Source organism: Alcaligenes aquatilis, from assembly GCF_003076515.1.
Classification (GTDB): Bacteria; Pseudomonadota; Gammaproteobacteria; order Burkholderiales; family Burkholderiaceae_B; genus Alcaligenes; species Alcaligenes aquatilis.
Genome location: NZ_CP022390.1, coordinates 3,510,377 through 3,529,063 on the forward strand (window position 1 = coordinate 3,510,377; position 18,687 = coordinate 3,529,063).

At 56.2% G+C, this 18,687-nt stretch carries 17 protein-coding genes; 11 read left to right on the top strand and 6 right to left on the bottom strand.

What is annotated here, in order from left to right; translation table 11 throughout:
* Nucleotides 1–83 precede the first annotated feature (83 nt).
* Genes gatB through gatC form a run of 3 tightly spaced genes read right to left on the bottom strand, consistent with a single transcriptional unit; the run spans nt 84 to nt 3,379 of the window.
* A complete protein-coding gene (gatB, locus tag CA948_RS16050) occupies nt 84–1,541 on the bottom strand; it encodes an Asp-tRNA(Asn)/Glu-tRNA(Gln) amidotransferase subunit GatB (RefSeq protein ID WP_108728527.1) in 1,458 nt (485 codons plus the stop codon).
* Nucleotides 1,541–3,061, bottom strand: coding sequence for an Asp-tRNA(Asn)/Glu-tRNA(Gln) amidotransferase subunit GatA (gene gatA, locus CA948_RS16055; RefSeq protein ID WP_108728528.1), 1,521 nt, complete (start codon nt 3,059–3,061; stop codon nt 1,541–1,543). Before gatA ends, gatB begins: the two co-directional genes overlap by 1 nt.
* Before the next feature lie 9 nt (nt 3,062–3,070).
* The gene (gene gatC / locus CA948_RS16060) at nt 3,071–3,379 is read right to left on the bottom strand and encodes an Asp-tRNA(Asn)/Glu-tRNA(Gln) amidotransferase subunit GatC (protein WP_108728529.1); all 309 of its coding nucleotides are present in this window, start codon (nt 3,377–3,379) and stop codon (nt 3,071–3,073) included.
* Between the two features lie 271 nt (nt 3,380–3,650).
* On the opposite strand from gatC, the gene CA948_RS16065 reads away from it, so the two are divergent.
* From CA948_RS16065 to rodA, 5 genes are all read left to right on the top strand, one after another.
* Nucleotides 3,651–4,694, top strand: a complete 1,044-nt coding sequence (locus tag CA948_RS16065) for a rod shape-determining protein (protein ID WP_003801946.1) — start codon at nt 3,651–3,653, stop codon at nt 4,692–4,694.
* A gap of 61 nt (nt 4,695–4,755) precedes the next feature.
* Nucleotides 4,756–5,637, top strand: a complete 882-nt coding sequence (mreC, locus tag CA948_RS16070) for a rod shape-determining protein MreC (RefSeq protein WP_108728530.1) — start codon at nt 4,756–4,758, stop codon at nt 5,635–5,637.
* A complete protein-coding gene (gene mreD / locus CA948_RS16075; protein ID WP_108728531.1) occupies nt 5,621–6,202 on the top strand; it encodes a rod shape-determining protein MreD in 582 nt (193 codons plus the stop codon). Before mreC ends, mreD begins: the two co-directional genes overlap by 17 nt.
* Nucleotides 6,203–6,216: 14 nt before the next feature.
* Nucleotides 6,217–8,076 (top strand): penicillin-binding protein 2, encoded by a 1,860-nt coding sequence (gene mrdA, locus CA948_RS16080; protein ID WP_094197771.1) that lies wholly within the window; start codon nt 6,217–6,219, stop codon nt 8,074–8,076.
* A complete protein-coding gene (gene rodA / locus CA948_RS16085) occupies nt 8,073–9,215 on the top strand; it encodes a rod shape-determining protein RodA (RefSeq protein WP_094197770.1) in 1,143 nt (380 codons plus the stop codon). The genes mrdA and rodA overlap by 4 nt, the downstream gene beginning before the upstream one ends.
* 86 nt (nt 9,216–9,301) lie before the next feature.
* Here the strand turns inward: rodA and mutY are convergent, their stop codons facing one another.
* The 3 genes from mutY to CA948_RS16100 are packed head-to-tail and all read right to left on the bottom strand — an operon-like array spanning nt 9,302 to nt 11,969.
* Entirely contained in the window at nt 9,302–10,393 is a 1,092-nt protein-coding gene (gene mutY / locus CA948_RS16090) for an A/G-specific adenine glycosylase (RefSeq protein WP_108728797.1), read from the bottom strand.
* Nucleotides 10,393–11,301, bottom strand: a complete 909-nt coding sequence (locus CA948_RS16095) for a cell division protein FtsX (RefSeq protein WP_108728532.1) — start codon at nt 11,299–11,301, stop codon at nt 10,393–10,395. The genes mutY and CA948_RS16095 overlap by 1 nt, the downstream gene beginning before the upstream one ends.
* Entirely contained in the window at nt 11,298–11,969 is a 672-nt protein-coding gene (locus CA948_RS16100) for a cell division ATP-binding protein FtsE (RefSeq protein WP_094197767.1), read from the bottom strand. Before CA948_RS16100 ends, CA948_RS16095 begins: the two co-directional genes overlap by 4 nt.
* Before the next feature lie 220 nt (nt 11,970–12,189).
* Between CA948_RS16100 and CA948_RS16105 the strand changes: the two genes are divergently transcribed.
* The 6 genes from CA948_RS16105 (at nt 12,190) to CA948_RS16130 (ending at nt 18,289) form a co-directional block, all read left to right on the top strand.
* Nucleotides 12,190–13,206, top strand: a complete 1,017-nt coding sequence (locus CA948_RS16105) for an amino acid ABC transporter substrate-binding protein (protein WP_094197766.1) — start codon at nt 12,190–12,192, stop codon at nt 13,204–13,206.
* Nucleotides 13,207–13,304: 98 nt separating this feature from the next.
* A complete protein-coding gene (locus CA948_RS16110) occupies nt 13,305–14,492 on the top strand; it encodes an amino acid ABC transporter permease (RefSeq protein ID WP_108728533.1) in 1,188 nt (395 codons plus the stop codon).
* Nucleotides 14,493–15,587, top strand: a complete 1,095-nt coding sequence (locus CA948_RS16115) for an amino acid ABC transporter permease (RefSeq protein ID WP_108728534.1) — start codon at nt 14,493–14,495, stop codon at nt 15,585–15,587. It abuts the gene before it with no gap.
* Nucleotides 15,588–15,646: 59 nt separating this feature from the next.
* On the top strand, nt 15,647–16,384 hold the full coding sequence (locus tag CA948_RS16120) for an amino acid ABC transporter ATP-binding protein (RefSeq protein ID WP_094197763.1): 738 nt from the start codon (nt 15,647–15,649) through the stop codon (nt 16,382–16,384).
* A gap of 70 nt (nt 16,385–16,454) precedes the next feature.
* The gene (locus CA948_RS16125; RefSeq protein WP_094197762.1) at nt 16,455–17,444 is read left to right on the top strand and encodes a Bug family tripartite tricarboxylate transporter substrate binding protein; all 990 of its coding nucleotides are present in this window, start codon (nt 16,455–16,457) and stop codon (nt 17,442–17,444) included.
* A 257-nt stretch (nt 17,445–17,701) separates the two neighbouring features.
* Nucleotides 17,702–18,289, top strand: coding sequence for a YiaD family glycine zipper/OmpA-like lipoprotein (locus CA948_RS16130; RefSeq protein WP_476774937.1), 588 nt, complete (start codon nt 17,702–17,704; stop codon nt 18,287–18,289).
* Nucleotides 18,290–18,687 lie beyond the last annotated feature (398 nt).

Here is an 18,687-nt window from a genome sequence, read left to right on the forward strand (position 1 = left end):
GTTTGTTAAGCAGGATTCAGTAGTAAAAAAAACACCAGGCCTTGGCCTGGTGTTTTTGTATCCGCTAAGCGCAGAGTCCGGACTTAAGCGTCCAGCTTTTGCTTGAGCATTTCATTGATTTGCTGCGGATTGGCCTTGCCCTTGGCAACCTTCATCACCTGGCCGACCAAGGCGTTGAAGGCCTTGGGTTTACCGGCACGGTGCTGTTCGACGATGCTGGGGTTGGCGGCCAGTACTTCGTCCACCATGGCCTCAATGGCACCCACATCGTTGATCTGCTTCAAGCCACGGGCGTCGATAATGGCATCTACATCGCCATTGAGCTCGCCATCCCACTGCGCCGCAAAGACATCGCGGGCAATCTTGTTGGAGATGGTGCCGTCAGCAATACGGGCAATCAGCTGAGCCAATTGTGCCGGGCTGACTTTGGACTGTTCGATGCTGATTTCTTCACGGTTCAAGGCAGCCGACAGCTCGCCCAGCACCCAGTTGGCAGCCAGTTTGGCATTGGCGCTGGAACCTGCTTGCAAGATGGCTTCAAAGAAGTCGGAAGTGGCGCGGTCTACCGTCAGTTGCGAGGCGTCGTAACGGCTCAGTTCAAACTCTTGCTCGAAGCGGGCCTGTTTCTGGGCGGGCAGTTCAGGCATGTTCTGACGAACCTGCTCGATCCATTCTTCACTGATAAACAGAGGTGGCAGGTCAGGGTCGGGGAAGTAGCGGTAATCGTGTGCATCTTCCTTGCTGCGCATGCTGCGGGTCTCATCGCGATCTGAGTCGTACAGGCGGGTTTCCTGAATGACCTTGCCACCGTCTTCGATCAGTTCGATCTGGCGACGTGCTTCGTATTGAATGGCACGTTCCAGGAAGCGGAAGGAGTTGATGTTTTTCAGTTCGCAACGGGTGCCAAATTCTTTCTGGCCTTTGGGGCGCACCGATACGTTGGCATCGACGCGGAACGAGCCTTCCTGCATATTGCCGTCGCAAATACCCAGCCAGACTACCAGGCTGTGCAAGGCGCGGGCATAGCCCACGGCTTCAGCAGCCGAGCGCATTTCAGGTTCGGACACGATCTCCAGCAGCGGAGTGCCTGCTCGGTTCAAGTCGATCCCGGTGCTGGACTCGCCGTAAGGACCACGGAAGTTTTCATGCAGGGATTTACCGGCATCTTCTTCCAGGTGGGCGCGTGTCAGATTGATGGTTTTTTCTTCGCCATCCAGCATGAAGCTGACTGTGCCGCCGCTGACGACGGGGATTTCCATCTGGCTGATCTGGTAGTTCTTGGGTAGATCAGGGTAGAAGTAGTTTTTGCGCTCGAACACGGAACGTGGCGCAATGTGGCCACCAACGGCCAGACCCAGACGGATCGCCCGTTCGGCAGCACCACGGTTAAAGACGGGCAGCGCGCCAGGCAGGGCCATATCGACTTCGTTGGCTTGCGTGTTGGGCAAGGCTCCAAAGCGGGTGCTGCTGCTGGAGAAGATTTTGGATTCGGTCGAGAGCTGGGTATGGGTTTCCAGCCCGATCACAATTTCCCATTCCATTATTGTTGTCCTGGTTGACGTTGATGCCAGTCGGTGACTTGCTGGAAGCGGTCGGCAAAGGCCAGCAATTGGCCTTCACGGAAGTAGTTGCCAATGATTTGCAGGCCGATGGGCAAGGGGCGCTCATCGTTACTGAAGCCGCAAGGAATGGACATGGCGGGCAGGCCAGCCAGACTGACGCCCAGCGTGTAGACATCGCCCAGCCAGTCGGTAGTGGGGTCCTCGATGGTGGCACCCAGCTTGCGGCCCAGGGCCGGTGTGACGGGGCCAAGGATCAGGTCGCACTGTTCAAAGGCTTTTTGGAAGTCGTCCACAATCATGCGGCGTACGCGTTGGGCTTGCAGATAGTAGGCGTCGTAGTAGCCGTGCGAGAGCACGTAAGTGCCAACCAGAATGCGGCGCACCACCTCAGGGCCAAAACCTTCCGAGCGCGAACGCGAGATCATGCTGTTCAGGTCGGTGTACTGGCTGGCGCGGTGGCCAAAGCGTACACCGTCAAAGCGTGACAGGTTGGTTGAGGCCTCAGCGGGGCTGATGACGTAATACGTAGGGACAGACAGCTCGGTCAGGGGCAGTTGCACGGTGACACGTTCTGCACCCAGGCTTTCGTAGGTTTTCAGGGCGGCTTCGATGGCGTCGGCAACGACCGGGTCCAGGCCGGGGCCAAAGAACTGGGCGGGCACACCAATACGCAGGCCTTTCAGTGGCTGACTGCCTTGGGCTTCTTGCTGCGACTGTTGCTGTTCAAATTGCTGACGAATCCGCGCGCCGTTATTGGGCTGATCGTCGCAAAATTCCAGACTGGTAGCATCTTGGGGGTCGAAACCGCACATGGTCTCCAGCAGATCGAGCAAGTCGCGGGCATTACGGGCGATAGGGCCGGCCTGATCCAGGCTGGAGCCGTAAGCAATGATGCCAAAGCGGGAAATCGTGCCGTAGGTGGGCTTGATGCCGCTGACACCGCACAGGGCGGCAGGCTGGCGAATCGAGCCGCCGGTATCGGTTGCGCTTGCACCAGCTACCAGACCAGCGGCCACCGCAGCGGCGGAACCACCTGACGAACCACCGGGCACCATGGTGTGATCCCAGGGGTTACGTACGGGACCGAATACCGAGCTTTCGTTGCGCGAACCCATGGCGAACTCGTCACAGTTCAGTTTGCCCAGCGAGACAGCACCGGCTGCCTGCAGCTTGGTCACCACCGTCGCGTCAAAGGGGCTGACATAGCCTTTCAGCATTTTGCTGCAGGCGGTGGTCTGCCAATCCTTGGTGACAAACAAATCTTTGTGGGCGATCGGGATGCCGGTCAGTGGACCGGCCTTGCCTTGGGCAATCAGGGCATCGGCGGCATCGGCCTGTGCCAGGGTCAGGGCGGCGTCTTGCTGAACAAAGGCATTGAGCTCTTTTTGACGGGCGCTGTTGTCCAGGGCTTGCTGGGCCAGCTCGCGGGCACTGACGGTTTTGTTTTGCAGAGCGAGTCGCAGCGCTGCAATAGTCGCGAATTCAGGGGTAAAAGACATGGTTTTGCTTTATTCGATGACCGTGGGCACCAGAAACAGGCCATCCTGCTCGGCGGGGGCGTTGCGCATCATGGCCTGGCGGCTTTCTACCGTTCCGCAAGGCAGGGCCTTGTCCTCGCGCAGACGCAGACTGATCTGCTGGCGGGCGGACAAAGGGTGGGCCATCGGCTCAACGCCTTGAGTATCAACGGTTTGCAAGGTCTGGATCAGGCCCAGGATGCGCGTCAAATCGTGCTCGACCTGGGAGGCTTGTTCAGCAGAAAGATCAAGGCGCGCCAGTTGCGCTATACGGGCAACATCCTGTTCAGTGATAGACATGTGGGTGGGTACTGGAAAATAAGTAATAAAAAAAAGCGGAAATCTGTCAGTTAAGGACAGTTTGGCACTTTTACAGCAAATGCGGGGGTTACAGAACTTAACTGACCATTAAAACAGTCCTAATGTAGTGCAATTATAAGTTATCATTGATCGTTTTCTTTCCAGGTATTTTTGAATTCGTTGCCTGGTTCTTGTGCCTGTCGTTTTACGCTTGAGTTCCGCGCCGAATTTACCTGTCTTTTCCCCCAAACACTTTACACTTTGCGCGCCCATGTTCGGATTCCTACGCAGTTACTTTTCCAGCGATATGGCAATCGACCTCGGTACGGCCAATACCCTTATTTATGTACGCGGCAAGGGTATCGTACTGGATGAACCGTCCGTTGTAGCCATCCGCCATGAAGGTGGACCTAATGGTAAAAAAATCATTCAGGCCGTTGGGCAGGAGGCCAAGCAAATGCTGGGTCGGGTGCCTGGCAATATTGAAGCCATCCGGCCCATGAAGGATGGTGTGATCGCGGACTTTACTGTGACCGAGCAAATGCTCAAGCAGTTTATCCGCATGGTTCACCCCCGCAGCATGTTTGCCCCCAGCCCACGTATTATCGTGTGTGTGCCTTGTGGCTCTACCCAGGTAGAACGCCGCGCCATCAAAGAATCTGCATTAGGCGCGGGCGCCAGCAAGGTCTACCTGATTGAAGAGCCCATGGCGGCAGCAATCGGTGCCGGTCTGGCCGTGTCCGATGCCAGTGGTTCCATGGTCGTGGATATTGGTGGTGGTACTACCGAAGTGGCCGTGATCTCTTTAGGCGGCATGGTCTATAAAGGATCGGTGCGCGTTGGTGGCGACAAGTTCGACGAAGCCATTATTAATTACATCCGTCGCAATTACGGCATGCTGATCGGTGAGCCCACCGCTGAATTGATCAAAAAAGAGATTGGCTCCGCATTTCCTGGCACTGAAATTCGTGAAATTGAAGTCAAGGGTCGCAATTTGTCCGAAGGGGTGCCACGTAGTTTCACGGTTTCGTCCAACGAGATCCTGGAATCGCTGACCGATCCCTTGAATCAGATCGTCTCTGCGGTTAAAACCGCTCTGGAACAAACTCCTCCTGAACTGGGTGCGGATATCACCGACAAGGGCATTGTCCTGACCGGGGGTGGTGCGCTGGTTCATGATCTGGACCGTCTATTGCAAGAAGAGACCGGTTTGCCCGTTGTGGTGGCCGAAGATCCTCTGACGTGCGTGGTACGGGGTTGCGGCGAGGCTCTGGAGCATTTGGAGCGTCTGGAGTCCGTATTCATTTACGATTGATCCTTGCTTGGCCCCTACGGCAATGCCTGTTCGTTGGGACAAGTGATCGAGTGTTTGAGTAATGCGAGAACAAGGCTCCATCCGGCTATTTAGGCGTGGCTCATCTGCTGAGCTGCGTTTGGCCGCTCTTTTGGTGCTGACAGTGGGCCTGTTGATCACTGATGCTCGTTACTCTGTGCTTGAGCCTGTACGTCAGGCGATTGCCACCGTGCTCTACCCCTTTCAGCGCGTCATGCTCGCGCCGCGTGATCTGGTTACGTATTTCAGTAGCTGGACGGATGCGGCCTCGACCGCCCGTTCTGAAAAAGAGGCCTTGCAACGCCAGCGCATCGAGCTGGCTCAGCTCTCTACCCATGCCGCTCAGCTTTCTGCTGAAAACGAACAATTGCGTCGTTTGTTGCAAGTGGCCGATACCGTCACCCAGCCCTCGGTAGCGGTTGAAGTTCTGTACGAACCGCCCAATGGGTATGCGCGTCACCTGATTTTCAACAAGGGCTCGGCAAGTGGCATTCGTCCCGGTATGCCCGTTATTGACGAAGGCGGGGTTGTGGGGCAGGTGGTGCGTGTCACGCGTTTTACCTCGGAGGCCGCGCTCATTACCGACGACAAAGTCTCGGTGCCGGTGCAGGTGCTACGTAATGGCCTGCGTTTGATTGCCTTTGGTGGCAACCCCGGTGGCAAGGTAGAGGTGCGTTTTCTGACCAGTGACGTGGATCTGGAGCCAGACGATACCTTGATCACGAGTGGTATCGGCGGCTTGTTCCCCGCTGGTTTGCCGGTCGGGACGGTCAGCAGTATCGAGCGCGATGATGCCTCCGGTTTTGCGCTGGCTTTGGTGACGCCTTTATCGCACCCCGAGCGTTACCGTCATTTTCTCATTTTGCTGGTGCCCGAGAGCGAACGCTCTCTTGAACAGGACGATGCTGATGACGCGACACGCTGAGTCCTCGGACACCCCTAGCCGCAAAGTCCGGTCTTCATCTCTAGGCAGTTTGCAGCCTATTGATAGCAGCCCGTTTTCGCGTGCTTCCAGCCCGTGGCTGGTGTGGGGCTCAATTCTTTTGATGTGGCTGGGGTCCATGTTGCCCTGGCGCCTGCTGCCCTTTGCGCCGGACCTGTTGATGCTGGTACTGGGCTTTTGGGCCGTGCATGAGCCACGCCGTGTTCCCATGTCCCTGGCCTTCGTGCTGGGTATCTTGGTGGATGTGCATGATGGCAGTCTCCTGGGCGAGCATGCCCTGGCCTACGTGCTGGTCGTGTATGGTGCCTTGCTTTTGCGCAAGCGCATCTTGAACTTCGGTATGTGGATTCACTTTTTGCACATGGCAGTCGTCATGTTGCTGGCACAGTTGATCGTGCAGGTGTTGCACGCCTGGCTGGTGGGGGAGTGGTCTGGCTGGGAGTGGGCGGCTGGCACCTTGCTGACAGCCGCTTTGTGGCCGCTGGCCGATAGTGTGCTGTTCTTGCCGCAGCGACGTCTGGACGAATCCGACTCCGGTTCGTCCTGATTGGTAGGGCGGCCATGTTTGAATTCAAAAAAACCTCACACCAGTTGCGCCAACGCATTTTTTTTCGTGTTCTGGTGGCCGCCGTTCTGGCCTGCGTGCTGCTAGGAATTTTGGGCGTGCGCTTGTGGTACTTGCAAGTGGTGCGCTACGAAGGCTTTGCCGCTCGAGCTGATCAAAACCGTATTGCTGTCATCCCGATTACTCCCCGACGAGGCGAGATTCTGGACCGCAATGGCGAGGTTTTAGCTCGTAATTATCGAGACTACACGCTGTCGGTGGTGCCAGCCAGTCTGGGTGAGCCCGTAGACGATATGCTGGATCGCGTGGGTGAATTGGTGGAGCTAAGTCCACGCGATCGTCGCCGATTCAAGCAGAACGCCGCCCAAAACAGCCGATATTCCGAGATTTTACTGCGCAATAACCTAAGTGATGATGAAGCGGCCTGGTTTGCTGCCCATGCTTTCAAATTCCCTGGAGTGACCTTACAGGCCCGCTGGGTGCGCGAGTACCCGCACGGCGAGTCAGCGGCGCACGTGCTGGGGTATGTAGGCCGTATTTCCGAAGGCGACCAGCAGCGTCTTGAAGAAACCGGGCAAACCGGTAACTACCGAGGCACGCAGGTGATTGGCAAAAAAGGGATTGAGAAAACCTGGGAAAAGACCCTGCACGGACGCACGGGTATTGAAGAGGTGGAAGTGGCCGCTTCAGGTCGTCCTGTGCGTACCTTGAGTCGCGTGGACCCTGTACCGGGTGCCAGCCTGCGCCTGTCGCTGGATATTGGCCTGCAAAAGATGGCCGAAGGTTTGTTTGCCGGGAGACGTGGTGCGTTGGTGGCGATTGAACCCAGCACGGGGGAAGTGCTGGCGTTTGTGTCCGCACCGTCCTTTGACCCGAACTTGTTTATCGACGGTATCGACGTAGAGAACTGGCGCAAGTTAAATGACTCGCCCGATCATCCGCTGATTAATCGTCCCCTGTACGGTACATATCCGATTGGTTCGACCTACAAGCCCTTCGTGGCGCTGGCGGCTTTGGAGACCGGCAAGCGCAAGGCGACCGATCGTATTTCCGATCCTGGCTATTTTGAGTTTGGTGGTCAGCGTTTCCGTAACGCGGGTGGGGCGGTTTACGGGTCTACCGATATGCACCGTGCCTTGGTGGTGTCCTCGGATACGTATTTCTATTCCTTAGGCCCGGAAATCGGCGTCGATAATCTGCACGACTTCATGAAGCAGTTTGGCTTTGGCCAGCATACTGGCATTGACCTGGATGGTGAACGCCAAGGCATTTTGCCTTCTACCGAGTGGAAACGTAAGGCTTATCGCAAACCGGCGCAACAGCGCTGGTATGCCGGGGAGAGTATCTCCGTGGCGGTAGGCCAGGGCTATAACTCTTTTACCGTGTTGCAACTGGCTCATGCCACGGCTGTGCTGGCGAGCAATGGCATTGTGCGGCCTCCGCACCTGGTCACCCAGACGCTAAGTCCCCACGACCCGGAAATTGAGCAGCCCGTGCGTATTGATGCCAAGCTGATCCCCTTGAAGCAGGCTAATGTGGATGTGGTCAAACAGGCTTTGGTCGATGTGGTGCGCCAAGGCACGGCACGGCGCGCTTTTGCGGGAGCAGCCTATCAGGCTGCTGGCAAGACAGGGACCGCACAGGTCTTTAGCCTGCGCGGTGCCAAGTACAATGCGAACGCCATTGACGAACGGTTGCGTGATCACGCCTTGTTCATGTCTTACGCCCCGGCAGAAAACCCTAAAATTGCAGTTGCCCTGATTGTGGAAAACGCAGGATGGGGTGGTTCGGTTGCAGCACCGATTGTGCGCAAGGTCTTTGATTACTGGTTGGTAGAGCGAGGGCAGATGCAATGAAGCGACTTTTGCAACTGGGCCTGAAAGCTGTCACTGCCTTTGACTGGCCCTTGCTGCTGTTGCTGGTGCTAATGGCTGCGCTGGGCATGACGATCATGCATTCAGCCGTCGGGGGGACGGACTGGCGCTTTGCTGACCAGGTTCGCAATTTCCTGCTGGCCTTTGGTGTGATGTGGGTTGCGGCCTTGATTCCACCGGCGATGTGGATGAAGTTGGCCCCAGTCGTTTATTCGGTTGGGGTGGTACTGCTTTTGGGGGTGGAGTTCTTTGGCGAGACCAGCAAAGGCGCGACGCGTTGGCTGGATCTGGGGGTGGCGCGTATTCAGCCCTCGGAAATGCTCAAGATTTCTGTGCCCTTGATGCTGGCCTGGTATTTTCACCGCTATCAGCGGCCCAAGATGAGCCTGCTGGATTTTGTGGTGGCGGGTATTTTGCTGATGATTCCGTTCCTGCTGATTGTGCGTCAGCCGGACTTGGGTACCGCCTTGCTGGTGTTTGCTGCTGGCTTTTGCGTTATTTATTTTGCAGGCCTGTCCTTCAAGCTGATTGTGCCGATTGTGGTCGTGCTGGTGCTGGGCATCAGTGCTTTGCTTTATTACGAAGACTATATCTGCGTGCCTGACCTGGATTGGGTGGTGCTGCACGATTATCAGAAACACCGGGTCTGCACGCTGCTGAATCCGGGTAGCGACCGTCTGGGCAGGGGCTTTCACACCATTCAGTCCATGATTGCGATTGGCTCGGGCGGGGTTTACGGCAAAGGCTACATGATGGGCACCCAGTCTCATCTGGACTTTGTTCCCGAACGTACCACCGACTTTATTTTTGCGGTGTTTGCCGAGGAATTCGGTTTGTATGGCGGCATCATGCTGCTGGTGCTGTATGCCTTGCTGATTCTGCGCGGCTTGTCGATTGCCGCTGTGGCTCATACTCAGTTCAGCCGTCTGCTGGCCGGTTCCATGTCCATGATGCTGTTTGTCTATGTGTTCGTGAACATAGGCATGGTAACGGGGATTTTGCCCGTGGTAGGCGTGCCTTTGCCATTTCTAAGCTACGGCGGCACTGCCTTGATGACGCTGGGTGTGGCCTGCGGAATGCTGATGAGCATCAGCAACGATAAGCCCGCGCGACCTTCATAGTGCTTGACCTTGGGTGCTCCTGGCTTGGTGCTGCGCGTAGCCAGGGGCTGTCTCGCTTACCCCGGATGATACCGGGGGTCTTGGCATCAAGGTAGAAGCAGTTGTTCACTATCTTGGTTTTGATACAAACCCAGCAGTAGCTTGCGTATAGGTGCAGGTAAAGCGGTTTGCTCCAGAGCTTCATGATCCTGCCATTGCTGGCCTGCCATTGGCTCGGCCAGGGTAGATTCGTCCACTTGCAGCAGCCACGGTGTGATGTGCAGCTTGAAGTGTGAGAACACGTGCTGGAAAGAGGCCAGCGCAATCGCTTCTTCATGAGACCAGTGCAGTGCCGCCGTTTGCAGGCTGACGGCATCGTCAAACTGGGGCAGAGTGAGCAGGCCACCCCAAATACCTTTGTCAGGCCGTTGCTCCAGCAAGACCTGACCGTTCAGCTCCAGAATCAGCACATGCGCATAGCGCTCATCCTGGCGGATACGCTCTTTGGGGCTGGGTAGTTCGGACTGGGCCTGATGGGTATGGGCATAGCAGTTGCTTTGCAGCGGGCATAGGCTACAGGTGGGCTTGCTGCGCGTACAGCATTGCGAGCCCAGGTCCATTAGCCCTTGGGTGTAGGCCGCCATATCCAGGCTTGCCGGAGCAAGCTCGACGACTTCATCCGCCTTGGCCCACAAGGTGTTTTCCACGGCCTTTTTCTGCGTGGGCCCATAAATTCCGAAATAGCGCGTAAACACACGTTTTACGTTGCCGTCCATGATGGGGCTGCGTTCGCCAAAACAGAAGGCGGCGATGGCACAGGCGGTGGAGCGACCTATGCCGGGCAAGGTCGCCAGATCCGTGGCATTGCCCGGGAAACGGCCGCCCCATTTTTCCATGACCTCTTGGGCACAGCGATGCAGGTTACGGGCGCGAGCGTAATAGCCCAAACCGGCCCAGTAGGGCATGACCTCGTCTTGCTCGGCAGCGGCCAGATCCTTGACGGTAGGAAAGCGTTCCAGAAAGCGCTCGTAATAACCCAGGACAGTGGCGACCTGGGTTTGCTGCAACATGATTTCGGAAAGCCAGACGCGGTAAGGGTCTTGCGTGTTCTGCCAGGGGAGGTGGTGGCGGCCGGAGGTTCTTTGCCAGGCCACCACTTTTTCGGCCAGATTTTGGGAACAGGGTTCAGGAAGCGACATCAATATTGGGTACTACGGGTAACAGACCAGCGAGCCGCCAGTGCGCCCAAAATGGCGACCAATATAGCAGCTGTCAGCAAAAGAGAAAATTCTGGCAGCTTGAGCGCTAGCTGGACGCCATAGCTTTGGGCCAGACTGGATAAGGCCTTGTTCAGCGGAGTCAGGGCCAAGAGAGCCAGGCCACATGCCAGTGCGCTGGCAAGCAGGCCGGTTAGCGCACCCATGTACAGAAAAGGGCGGCGTACAAAGGCTTCGGTCGCGCCGACCAAACGGGCCACGGCAATTTCTTCACGCTGGTTCAGGGCTTGCAGGCGCACGGTATTGAACACGGTGGCAATCACCACCACGCCCACACCTGCCATCAATATCCATAAGCCAATGCGGATAAAACTCAGGATCGCGGCCAGACGCTGCACCCATTCGCTATCGAGCAGCACGCTATCCACGTCTTGGCGACCTTGCAGGGTTTTGGCTAAGGTATCGGCCCGCGTGACCAGATCTGGTGTTTCATGCAGGGTCAGCACAATGGCGTGGGGCAAGGGGTTGCTGGGCAAGGCGCCCAAAGCCTCTGTCCAACTGGGGTTGCTCTGCAATTGCTTGAGCGCCTGCTCCTTGCTGACCAGCCTGATATTGGCCAGTTCAGTTTGAAACTCTTTGCCCACGGCCTGGCTGAAGGCCTGGGCTTGCTCCAGCGTGCTGTTCTGTTTCATGAACACGGTCATTTCGGGCGAGGTAGGGATTTCGCGCACGACAGGCTGGGCGGCCAGCAAGATACTGGCTCCCAGCACAGGTACTGCCAGGGTCAGGGCAATGACCAGCAGATTGGACAGGGAGGAGAAGGGTTGCACTTTCAGACGGCGCAAAGCCACCAGGAAAGCATATTGGTGATGACGCAGCCAGGTTCTCATGCCAGCACTCCTGGATGATCGGAAAAGCGGCCGTCCTGAATCAGCAGGGTGCGACGCGCATAGCGTGCCATCAAATTCAGATCGTGCGAGGCAATCAGGGTGGTGACACCCACCCGGTTAAAGTCCATCAAAACATCCATGATGCGCTTGGCGTTATCGGCGTCCAGATTGGCGGTAGGCTCGTCCGCAATCAAAATAGCCGGACGATTGACAATTGCACGGGCAATGGCCAGCCGTTGCTGCTCACCACCGGACATTTCCACCGGCTTTAAATCTTCTTTGCCGCGTAGCCCCACTTTTTCCATGGCGGCGCGGGCACGTGCTTGGGCTGTGCCGGGCTCCAGGCCTACGACTGCCAGGGGCAGGAGCACATTGGCCAGGGCGCTGCGGTCTTGCAGCAAGTGTGTATCTTGTAAGACCACGCCCACAGCGCGTCGCAGATAGGGGCGCGCGCGGGCGGGCAGCTTGTCCAGCCTGTGCCCATTGACCTGGACCGAGCCACGGCTAGGCAGCTCCAGCCCCCCGATCAGACGCAATAAAGTGGATTTACCTGCTCCCGATGGGCCGGACACAAAAATGAATTCGCCGTCATCAATGCGAAAATTAATGTCGGCTAGAATATTTTTACTGCGGCCATACGATTTAAAAACGTGTTGGAACTCGATCATCGCGACGCACAATTAAAGAGGAGTCTGCTTGAAAAGCCCCTAGGGAATGGCTATGGGGGCCTGCCTGAAAGTGTCGACGTAGGTAAAAGTATTCGTCAGATTGTTAGAGGGAAACCCCCGATGCGTGTTTGCACAGTCTGGTTCTACGATTGGACACCACAGCTTAGCTGCAATTGTAATCTGCATCCATTTACCAAAAGTAAACAGGAGGTGATATTCCATGACCTTAGTGAAAACCATTGCATGTAGTGTTGCGTTGATGGCCCTGGCCGCTAATGCACAAGCAGGTGAAACCCTGGACTCGGTCAAGAAAAAGGGCTTTGTCCAGTGTGGTGTCTCAACAGGTATTGCAGGATTCTCGCTGGCCGATAGTAAGGGAGCCTGGTCTGGTATTGACGTGGACATGTGCAGTGCGATCGCCGCTGCTGTTTTTGGGGATGCCAAAAAATACAAGGTGACGCCCTTGACCACCCAGCAGCGCTTTACCGCCCTGCAATCGGGGGAAGTGGATGTGCTAACCCGCAACACCACCGCGACGATCTCGCGCGACACGACCTTGGGCTTGGTCAGCGCTGGTATCAACTACTACGACAGCCAAGGCGTGATGGTGAAAAAATCCCTGGGTGTCAAAAGTGCCAAAGAGCTGGATGGAGCCGCTGTGTGTGTACAGCCTGGCACCACAACCGAGTTGAATCTGGCGGACTGGTTCCGGGGGCAGGGTATCAAATTCAACCCTGTGGTGATCAACAATCCTGAAGAGGCGATGCGCTCCTTTACCTCCGGTCGTTGCGACGGCTTTACCAGCGATAAATCCCAGCTGGCTGCCATGCGTGCTGCCCAGACGACACCGGACGAGTTCGATATCCTGCCTGAGGACTTCTCCAAAGAGCCGCTGGGCCCGTTCGTGCGTCAGGGTGACGATGACTGGTTCACGCTGGTGCGATGGACTTTGAACGCCATGCTGGAAGCGGAGGAATATGGCATTACCAGCGCTAACGTGGATGAAATGACCAAAAGCAATAACCCCAATATTCAGCGCATTCTGGGCGTGTCTGGCGAGCTGGGTAAAGGTCTGAAGTTGGATAACAAGTGGGCCTACAACATCATCAAACAGGTTGGCAATTACGGCGAAAGCTTCGAGCGTAATCTGGGTAAATCGACAGCACTGAAGCTGGATCGCGGCTTGAATGCACAATGGCGTGACGGTGGGGTGATGTACGGCTGGCCAGTGCGGTAAGATTTCGGTCTTCGCTGTTTGTTTTTGCGTCTGGCTTCGGCCAGACGTGCGCCACCTCGCAGGGCTACGCGTAGTGCTGCATCCATGGGTTTTACGCTATGGCACAAAATACACCTGCCGTGCCAGCGCCCCCTAAACGGCGCCTGTCCTGGAATGATCCGTTCACACGCGGCATTATCTACCAGGTGCTGATTCTGGGCGTGCTCGGTTTTTGTGTGTGGTATCTGGTTTCCAATACCTTGCACAACTTGGCTGTTCGCAATATTTCTACAGGCTTTGATTTCCTGGACCGAGAGGCAGGCTTTGCCATTGGCGAGTCGGCTCTGGCGTATACGCCCTCGGACACGTATGGGCGGGCCATTCTGGTCGGCTTGGTCAACACGCTGAAAGTGGCGGTGATCGGCATTATTGCCGCCACCGTGTTTGGCACCTTGCTGGGCATTGCACGCCTGTCCAAGAACTGGCTGATTTCCCGCCTGGCGGGCTTGTACGTAGAAGTGATGCGTAACGTGCCACTGCTGCTGCAATTGTTCTTCTGGTACGCCCTGATTACCGAGACCTTGCCCGGACCCCGGCAGGCTTTGAACCCGTTAAGTGGCGTATTTCTATCGAATCGTGGCTTGAAGCTGCCGACCTTGCAGGGCGATGGCATGGACTGGATCTTCATGGGTCTAGGTCTGGCCGTGGTGTTGTGGGTCCTGATGGCTCACTGGGCGCGTCGTCGTCTGGAAAAAACGGGCCGTCCTTTTCCTACCATCCGCTTTGGCATTTTGCTGCTTATTTTGCTGCCGGTTCTGGCCCTACTGCTCAGTCCCGAGCCCTTGGCGCTGGATATACCTCGTCTGCAAGGTTTCAACTTTGTCGGGGGCGCGACCTTATCGCCCGAGTTTGCCGCCTTACTGGCCGGTTTGGTCACTTATACCTCGGCCTTTGTCGCCGAAGTGGTGCGCTCCGGTATTCAGGCAGTGGGCAAAGGACAGTGGGAAGCGGCGCAGGCGCTGGGCCTGTCCCGTGGCCGCATGATGCGTCTGGTGGTTCTGCCCCAGGCCTTGCGTGTGATTGTGCCGCCCATGACCAGCCAGTACCTGAACCTGACTAAAAACAGCTCCTTGGCCGTCGCCATTGGCTATCCCGATCTTGTGTCTGTGGTGAACACCACCTTGAACCAGACAGGGCAGGCGATTGAAGGCATTCTGATCATCATGGCGGCCTACCTGACGGTCAGCCTGTCGATCTCGGTCTTCATGAACTGGTACAACAACCGTATCGCCTTGGTGGAGCGCTAAATGAGTCATACGCCTACATCCACCGTAAGCGGGCCACCGCCGCTGCAGCGGGGCACATTGGGTTGGCTGCGCCAGAACCTGTTTTCTTCCCCCTTGAACGCCATTTTGACGGCGCTGTCGGCCTGGTTGTTGTTGATGACCGTACCAGCGATGATCGATTGGTTGTTCATCAAGGCCAATTTCGATGCACAAACCGCACAGGACTGTCGGGCCAGTGCCGGGGCGTGCTGGGCTTTCATTCGTGAAAAGCACCGCCTGATCCTGTTTGGCATCTATCCCTATGACGAGCAATGGCGGCCCTTGCTGGCCTCTATCTTGCTGACCCTGCTGATTGTGTGCAGTTGCGTGCGCTGGTTTTGGAAACCGTGGCTGCCTTTGCTATGGCTGGTCGGCCTGATCGTCGTGGGTATTTTGATGTGGGGCGGCGTGCTGGGTTTGAGCTATGTAGAAAACAGCCTGTGGGGCGGCTTGCCGCTGACCTTGATTCTGGCTACCTTCGGCATCGCTTTCGCCTTTCCTTTGGGCTTGCTGCTGGCCCTGGGGCGTACCTCGCGCTTGCCGGCCGTCAAGGCGGTGTGCGTGGTCTACATCGAACTGATTCGTGGCGTACCACTGATCAGTTTGCTGTTCATGTCCTCGGTGATGCTGCCGTTGTTCATGCCCGAGGGCTTTAACATCGACAAACTGCTGCGTGCCCAGATCGCGATTATTTTGTTTGCGGCGGCCTACATTGCGGAAACTGTGCGGGGTGGTTTGCAGGCTATTCCCAAAGGACAGTATGAAGGGGCCGCCTCGCTGGGTTTGAGCTACTGGCGCACCATGCGCCAGATCATTTTGCCGCAGGCCCTCAAGATCGTGATTCCGCCATTGGTAGGTATCTTTATTTCCTTGTTCAAGGACACCTCCCTGGTTGTGATTATCGGTATCTTCGATTTGACTCAGGCCGCCAAAGTCGCTCTGGCCGATGCGGCCTGGCGCGGCTTTAGCCGGGAAGCCTATCTGTTCATCGCACTGATTTATTTTGTGTTCTGCTACTCCATCTCTCGCTACAGTCGTTCGCTGGAGCGACGTTTGCAAACGGGTTATGAACGCTGACACAGGTGGCAAAGCCTTGGGTAGCACCGGGGCTTTGCTGGCCAGACAAGGAGTTTTGCATGGCAGACGCCATTATTCAGCTAAAGAACGTCAATAAATGGTATGGGCAGTTTCATGTGCTGCGCGACATTACCTTGGATGTGGCCCCAGGCGAGCGCATCGTTATTTGTGGACCCTCTGGCTCGGGAAAATCCACCCTTATTCGGTGTATCAACCGCTTGGAGGAGCATCAGCAAGGGCAGATTATTGTGGCCGGTGAGGAACTCACCAACGATGTGCGTCAGGTTGAGGCCATTCGGCGTGATGTGGGCATGGTGTTTCAGCACTTCAACCTGTTTCCTCACCTGACTGTGATGGAAAATCTGACTTTGGGGCCGATGTGGGTACGTCGCAAGACCAAGGCCCAGGCTCAGGAACTGGCCATGCAATACCTTGAGCGTGTGCGTATTCCAGAGCAGGCCAACAAGTATCCTGGACAGCTTTCCGGTGGGCAGCAACAGCGCGTGGCGATTGCCCGTTCCTTGTGCATGGAGCCTAAGATCATGCTGTTTGACGAGCCGACCTCGGCGCTGGACCCGGAAATGGTCAAGGAAGTGTTGGAGGTAATGGTCGAGCTGGCGCATACCGGTATGACGATGCTGTGTGTGACCCACGAGATGGGTTTTGCACGTAAAGTGGCAGATCGGGTCATTTTTATGGATCAGGGCGAAATCATCGAGCAAAATACGCCTGATGAGTTCTTTGACTCGCCACGCAGTGAAAGAACACGCGAGTTCTTAAGCCAGATCATCCATTAAGGGTCAGTGGTTGCTCTGTACGGGCTGCTTTACGCAGCCCATATGCATTTTTATTTCAAGGAAAAAAGTGATGTTTCGTGTCTGTAAGTGGCTGCTGGCGGTCTCTGGTGTTGCGGCTGTCATGGCTGCCCCGGCTGTCATGGCAGAGGATTCCTATCCTTCCAAACCGATCCAGTTCGTGGTGCCGTACCCGCCGGGTGGCCCCTTGGATAGCATGGCGCGCTTGCTGGCTGAACGTGTCAAAGACGATCTGGGTACGGTCGTGGTGGAGAACAAATCAGGAGCAGGTGGCAATATCGGTGCCAGCATCGTGGCCAAGGCTGCGCCAGACGGCTACACCTTGATGATGGGTGCGGTGGCGATCAACGCCATCAACCCCTGGTTGTACAAGGCGATACCGTTTGACCCAGTCGAAAGCTTTGCGCCCATCGCGCTGGTTGCCTCGGTGCCTAACATCTTGATCGTAAACAAAGAGTTTGCCGAGCAAAACAAGATTGCCTCGGTGCAGGACCTGATCAACTACGCTAAAGAGCATCCTGGTCAAATGAACTTTGCCTCGGGCGGTAATGGCAGTGCAGGCCATCTGGCCGGTGAGGTTCTGAATACTCGTGCCCAGATCAATTCCGTGCACGTTCCTTACGCGGGTGCCAATCCTGCCAAGACAGCATTGCTGGCTGGCCAAGTGCATTTCATGTTTGACAACCTGGCTTCGGCCGCGCCGTTGATCAAGGCCGATACCGTAAAAGCCTTGGCTGTGACGACTCTGGATCGTTCCACTTTCTTGCCTGAGGTTCCCACTATGGAACAGGCTGGCGTGAAACCATTCGACCTGGGCACTTGGTTCGGTGTGTTCGCCACCGGCGGTACACCTCAGCCCGTTCTAGACAAGTTGCATGCCGCTTACGCCAAGGCTTTGATGGATCCCGCCGTACGTGAAGCCCTGGCTACCATGGGTTCGGATGTTGAGCCTGGCACCATGGCCGAGTTCAGCGAGCTTGTCAGCAATGATCTTAAGAAGTACAAAGAAGTCGTTGCTGACTCGGGTGCCGAGTTGTTTTAAGTATTCAAGGGCGTAGCCCCCAAGGCAATGGGTGACTGAAGTTGGCATGGTCGCTGGCAAGATCAAGAATTGTTAAACAAGGCAGTGAAGTCTGTTTTGAAGTACCTGCTTGGTGTGCCTCTTGCTAGTATTAGAGGCATTCAAGCGGTCTTGGTACTTAACTTAAGATTACGGAGCCAATAATGACAATTTCCATTCGTTCTGCAAAATTAGCAGCATGTGCGGGTGCTCTTTCCCTTTTGGCCGCTTGCGGCACTATGGACAATATGAGCACAGGCGGTCGTACCGCAATGGGTGCCGGCGGCGGTGCTGCTGTGGGGGCGGGTATTGGGGCCTTGATCGGAGATAGCAGCAAGGCAGCCATGATCGGTGCAGGTATCGGCGCCCTGGCTGGTGGTATTGCTGCGTATAACTGGTCTGGCATCAAAAAGGATGTTCAGCAGTCTGGGGCAACTGGGCTGGGTGTGGATGTGACCGAAATGGCTGATGGCAGCTTGCGGGTCAATATTCCTAGCAGTGTGTCTTTTGATACGGGTCGCTATCAGTTGAAACCCGCTTTGCTGCCTGTGCTCGACAGTGTTGCTCGTGCGATGAATCAGCATCCCGAGTTGCGTGCCAAGGCTGTTGGTCATACCGATAGCACCGGTTCGGCGCAAACCAACCAGACTTTGTCGGTCAACCGTGCCAGTGCGGTAACCAACTACCTGACACAGCAAGGTGTGGGGCAAGGTCGTCTGATGGTGGAAGGCCGTGGTCCGAATGCTCCTATTGGCGATAATGCCACGGCTGAAGGCCGCGCCATGAACCGCCGTGTGGAGTTGTATTTGTACGCTCCGCAGAAGTAAGTCTCTGCTTGCCGGCTTAAGGCGTGCTGACAAAAGGCCCGGTTTTTTAACCGGGCTTTTTTTGTGCTCGATCGGGGAGTAATGGAGTTTGAGGGCAGGGTCCTCTGCTTGTTGCTTGTTGCTTGTTGCTTGTTGCTTGTTGTTAGTTGTGAGCTGCCAATTGGCGCTTATCTGTTGTCGCTGATGGCGTCACCGTTGCTTTGGGGGTAAGGCTGATTATTGAGTAGAACCCAGTAATGAGCACGCCCTTGGGGGCGGTGGGGACCCGAAGGGGCTTGAGCACTTGCCGGTGCTGCGCACCGGTCCCCTTGTCGAGGTTCTCATCCGGGCGCACTCTGAACTCGCGGGGTGGTTCGTCCCCCGGACGAACCACAAGCGTCCCGCTCAAACAGCAGAGC

Excerpts from the sequence above, each read along its gene's own strand:
- gatB (WP_108728527.1), bottom strand. The coding sequence starts at position 1,541 with ATGGAATGGGAAATTGTGATCGGGCTGGAAACCCATACCCAGCTCTCG.
- gatA (WP_108728528.1), bottom strand. The coding sequence starts at position 3,061 with ATGTCTTTTACCCCTGAATTCGCGACTATTGCAGCGCTGCGACTCGCT.
- gatC (WP_108728529.1), bottom strand. The coding sequence starts at position 3,379 with ATGTCTATCACTGAACAGGATGTTGCCCGTATAGCGCAACTGGCGCGC.
- CA948_RS16065 (WP_003801946.1), top strand. The coding sequence starts at position 3,651 with ATGTTCGGATTCCTACGCAGTTACTTTTCCAGCGATATGGCAATCGAC.
- mreC (WP_108728530.1), top strand. The coding sequence starts at position 4,756 with ATGCGAGAACAAGGCTCCATCCGGCTATTTAGGCGTGGCTCATCTGCT.
- mreD (WP_108728531.1), top strand. The coding sequence starts at position 5,621 with ATGACGCGACACGCTGAGTCCTCGGACACCCCTAGCCGCAAAGTCCGG.
- mrdA (WP_094197771.1), top strand. The coding sequence starts at position 6,217 with ATGTTTGAATTCAAAAAAACCTCACACCAGTTGCGCCAACGCATTTTT.
- rodA (WP_094197770.1), top strand. The coding sequence starts at position 8,073 with ATGAAGCGACTTTTGCAACTGGGCCTGAAAGCTGTCACTGCCTTTGAC.
- mutY (WP_108728797.1), bottom strand. The coding sequence starts at position 10,393 with ATGTCGCTTCCTGAACCCTGTTCCCAAAATCTGGCCGAAAAAGTGGTG.
- CA948_RS16095 (WP_108728532.1), bottom strand. The coding sequence starts at position 11,301 with ATGAGAACCTGGCTGCGTCATCACCAATATGCTTTCCTGGTGGCTTTG.
- CA948_RS16100 (WP_094197767.1), bottom strand. The coding sequence starts at position 11,969 with ATGATCGAGTTCCAACACGTTTTTAAATCGTATGGCCGCAGTAAAAAT.
- CA948_RS16105 (WP_094197766.1), top strand. The coding sequence starts at position 12,190 with ATGACCTTAGTGAAAACCATTGCATGTAGTGTTGCGTTGATGGCCCTG.
- CA948_RS16110 (WP_108728533.1), top strand. The coding sequence starts at position 13,305 with ATGGCACAAAATACACCTGCCGTGCCAGCGCCCCCTAAACGGCGCCTG.
- CA948_RS16115 (WP_108728534.1), top strand. The coding sequence starts at position 14,493 with ATGAGTCATACGCCTACATCCACCGTAAGCGGGCCACCGCCGCTGCAG.
- CA948_RS16120 (WP_094197763.1), top strand. The coding sequence starts at position 15,647 with ATGGCAGACGCCATTATTCAGCTAAAGAACGTCAATAAATGGTATGGG.
- CA948_RS16125 (WP_094197762.1), top strand. The coding sequence starts at position 16,455 with ATGTTTCGTGTCTGTAAGTGGCTGCTGGCGGTCTCTGGTGTTGCGGCT.
- CA948_RS16130 (WP_476774937.1), top strand. The coding sequence starts at position 17,702 with ATGGACAATATGAGCACAGGCGGTCGTACCGCAATGGGTGCCGGCGGC.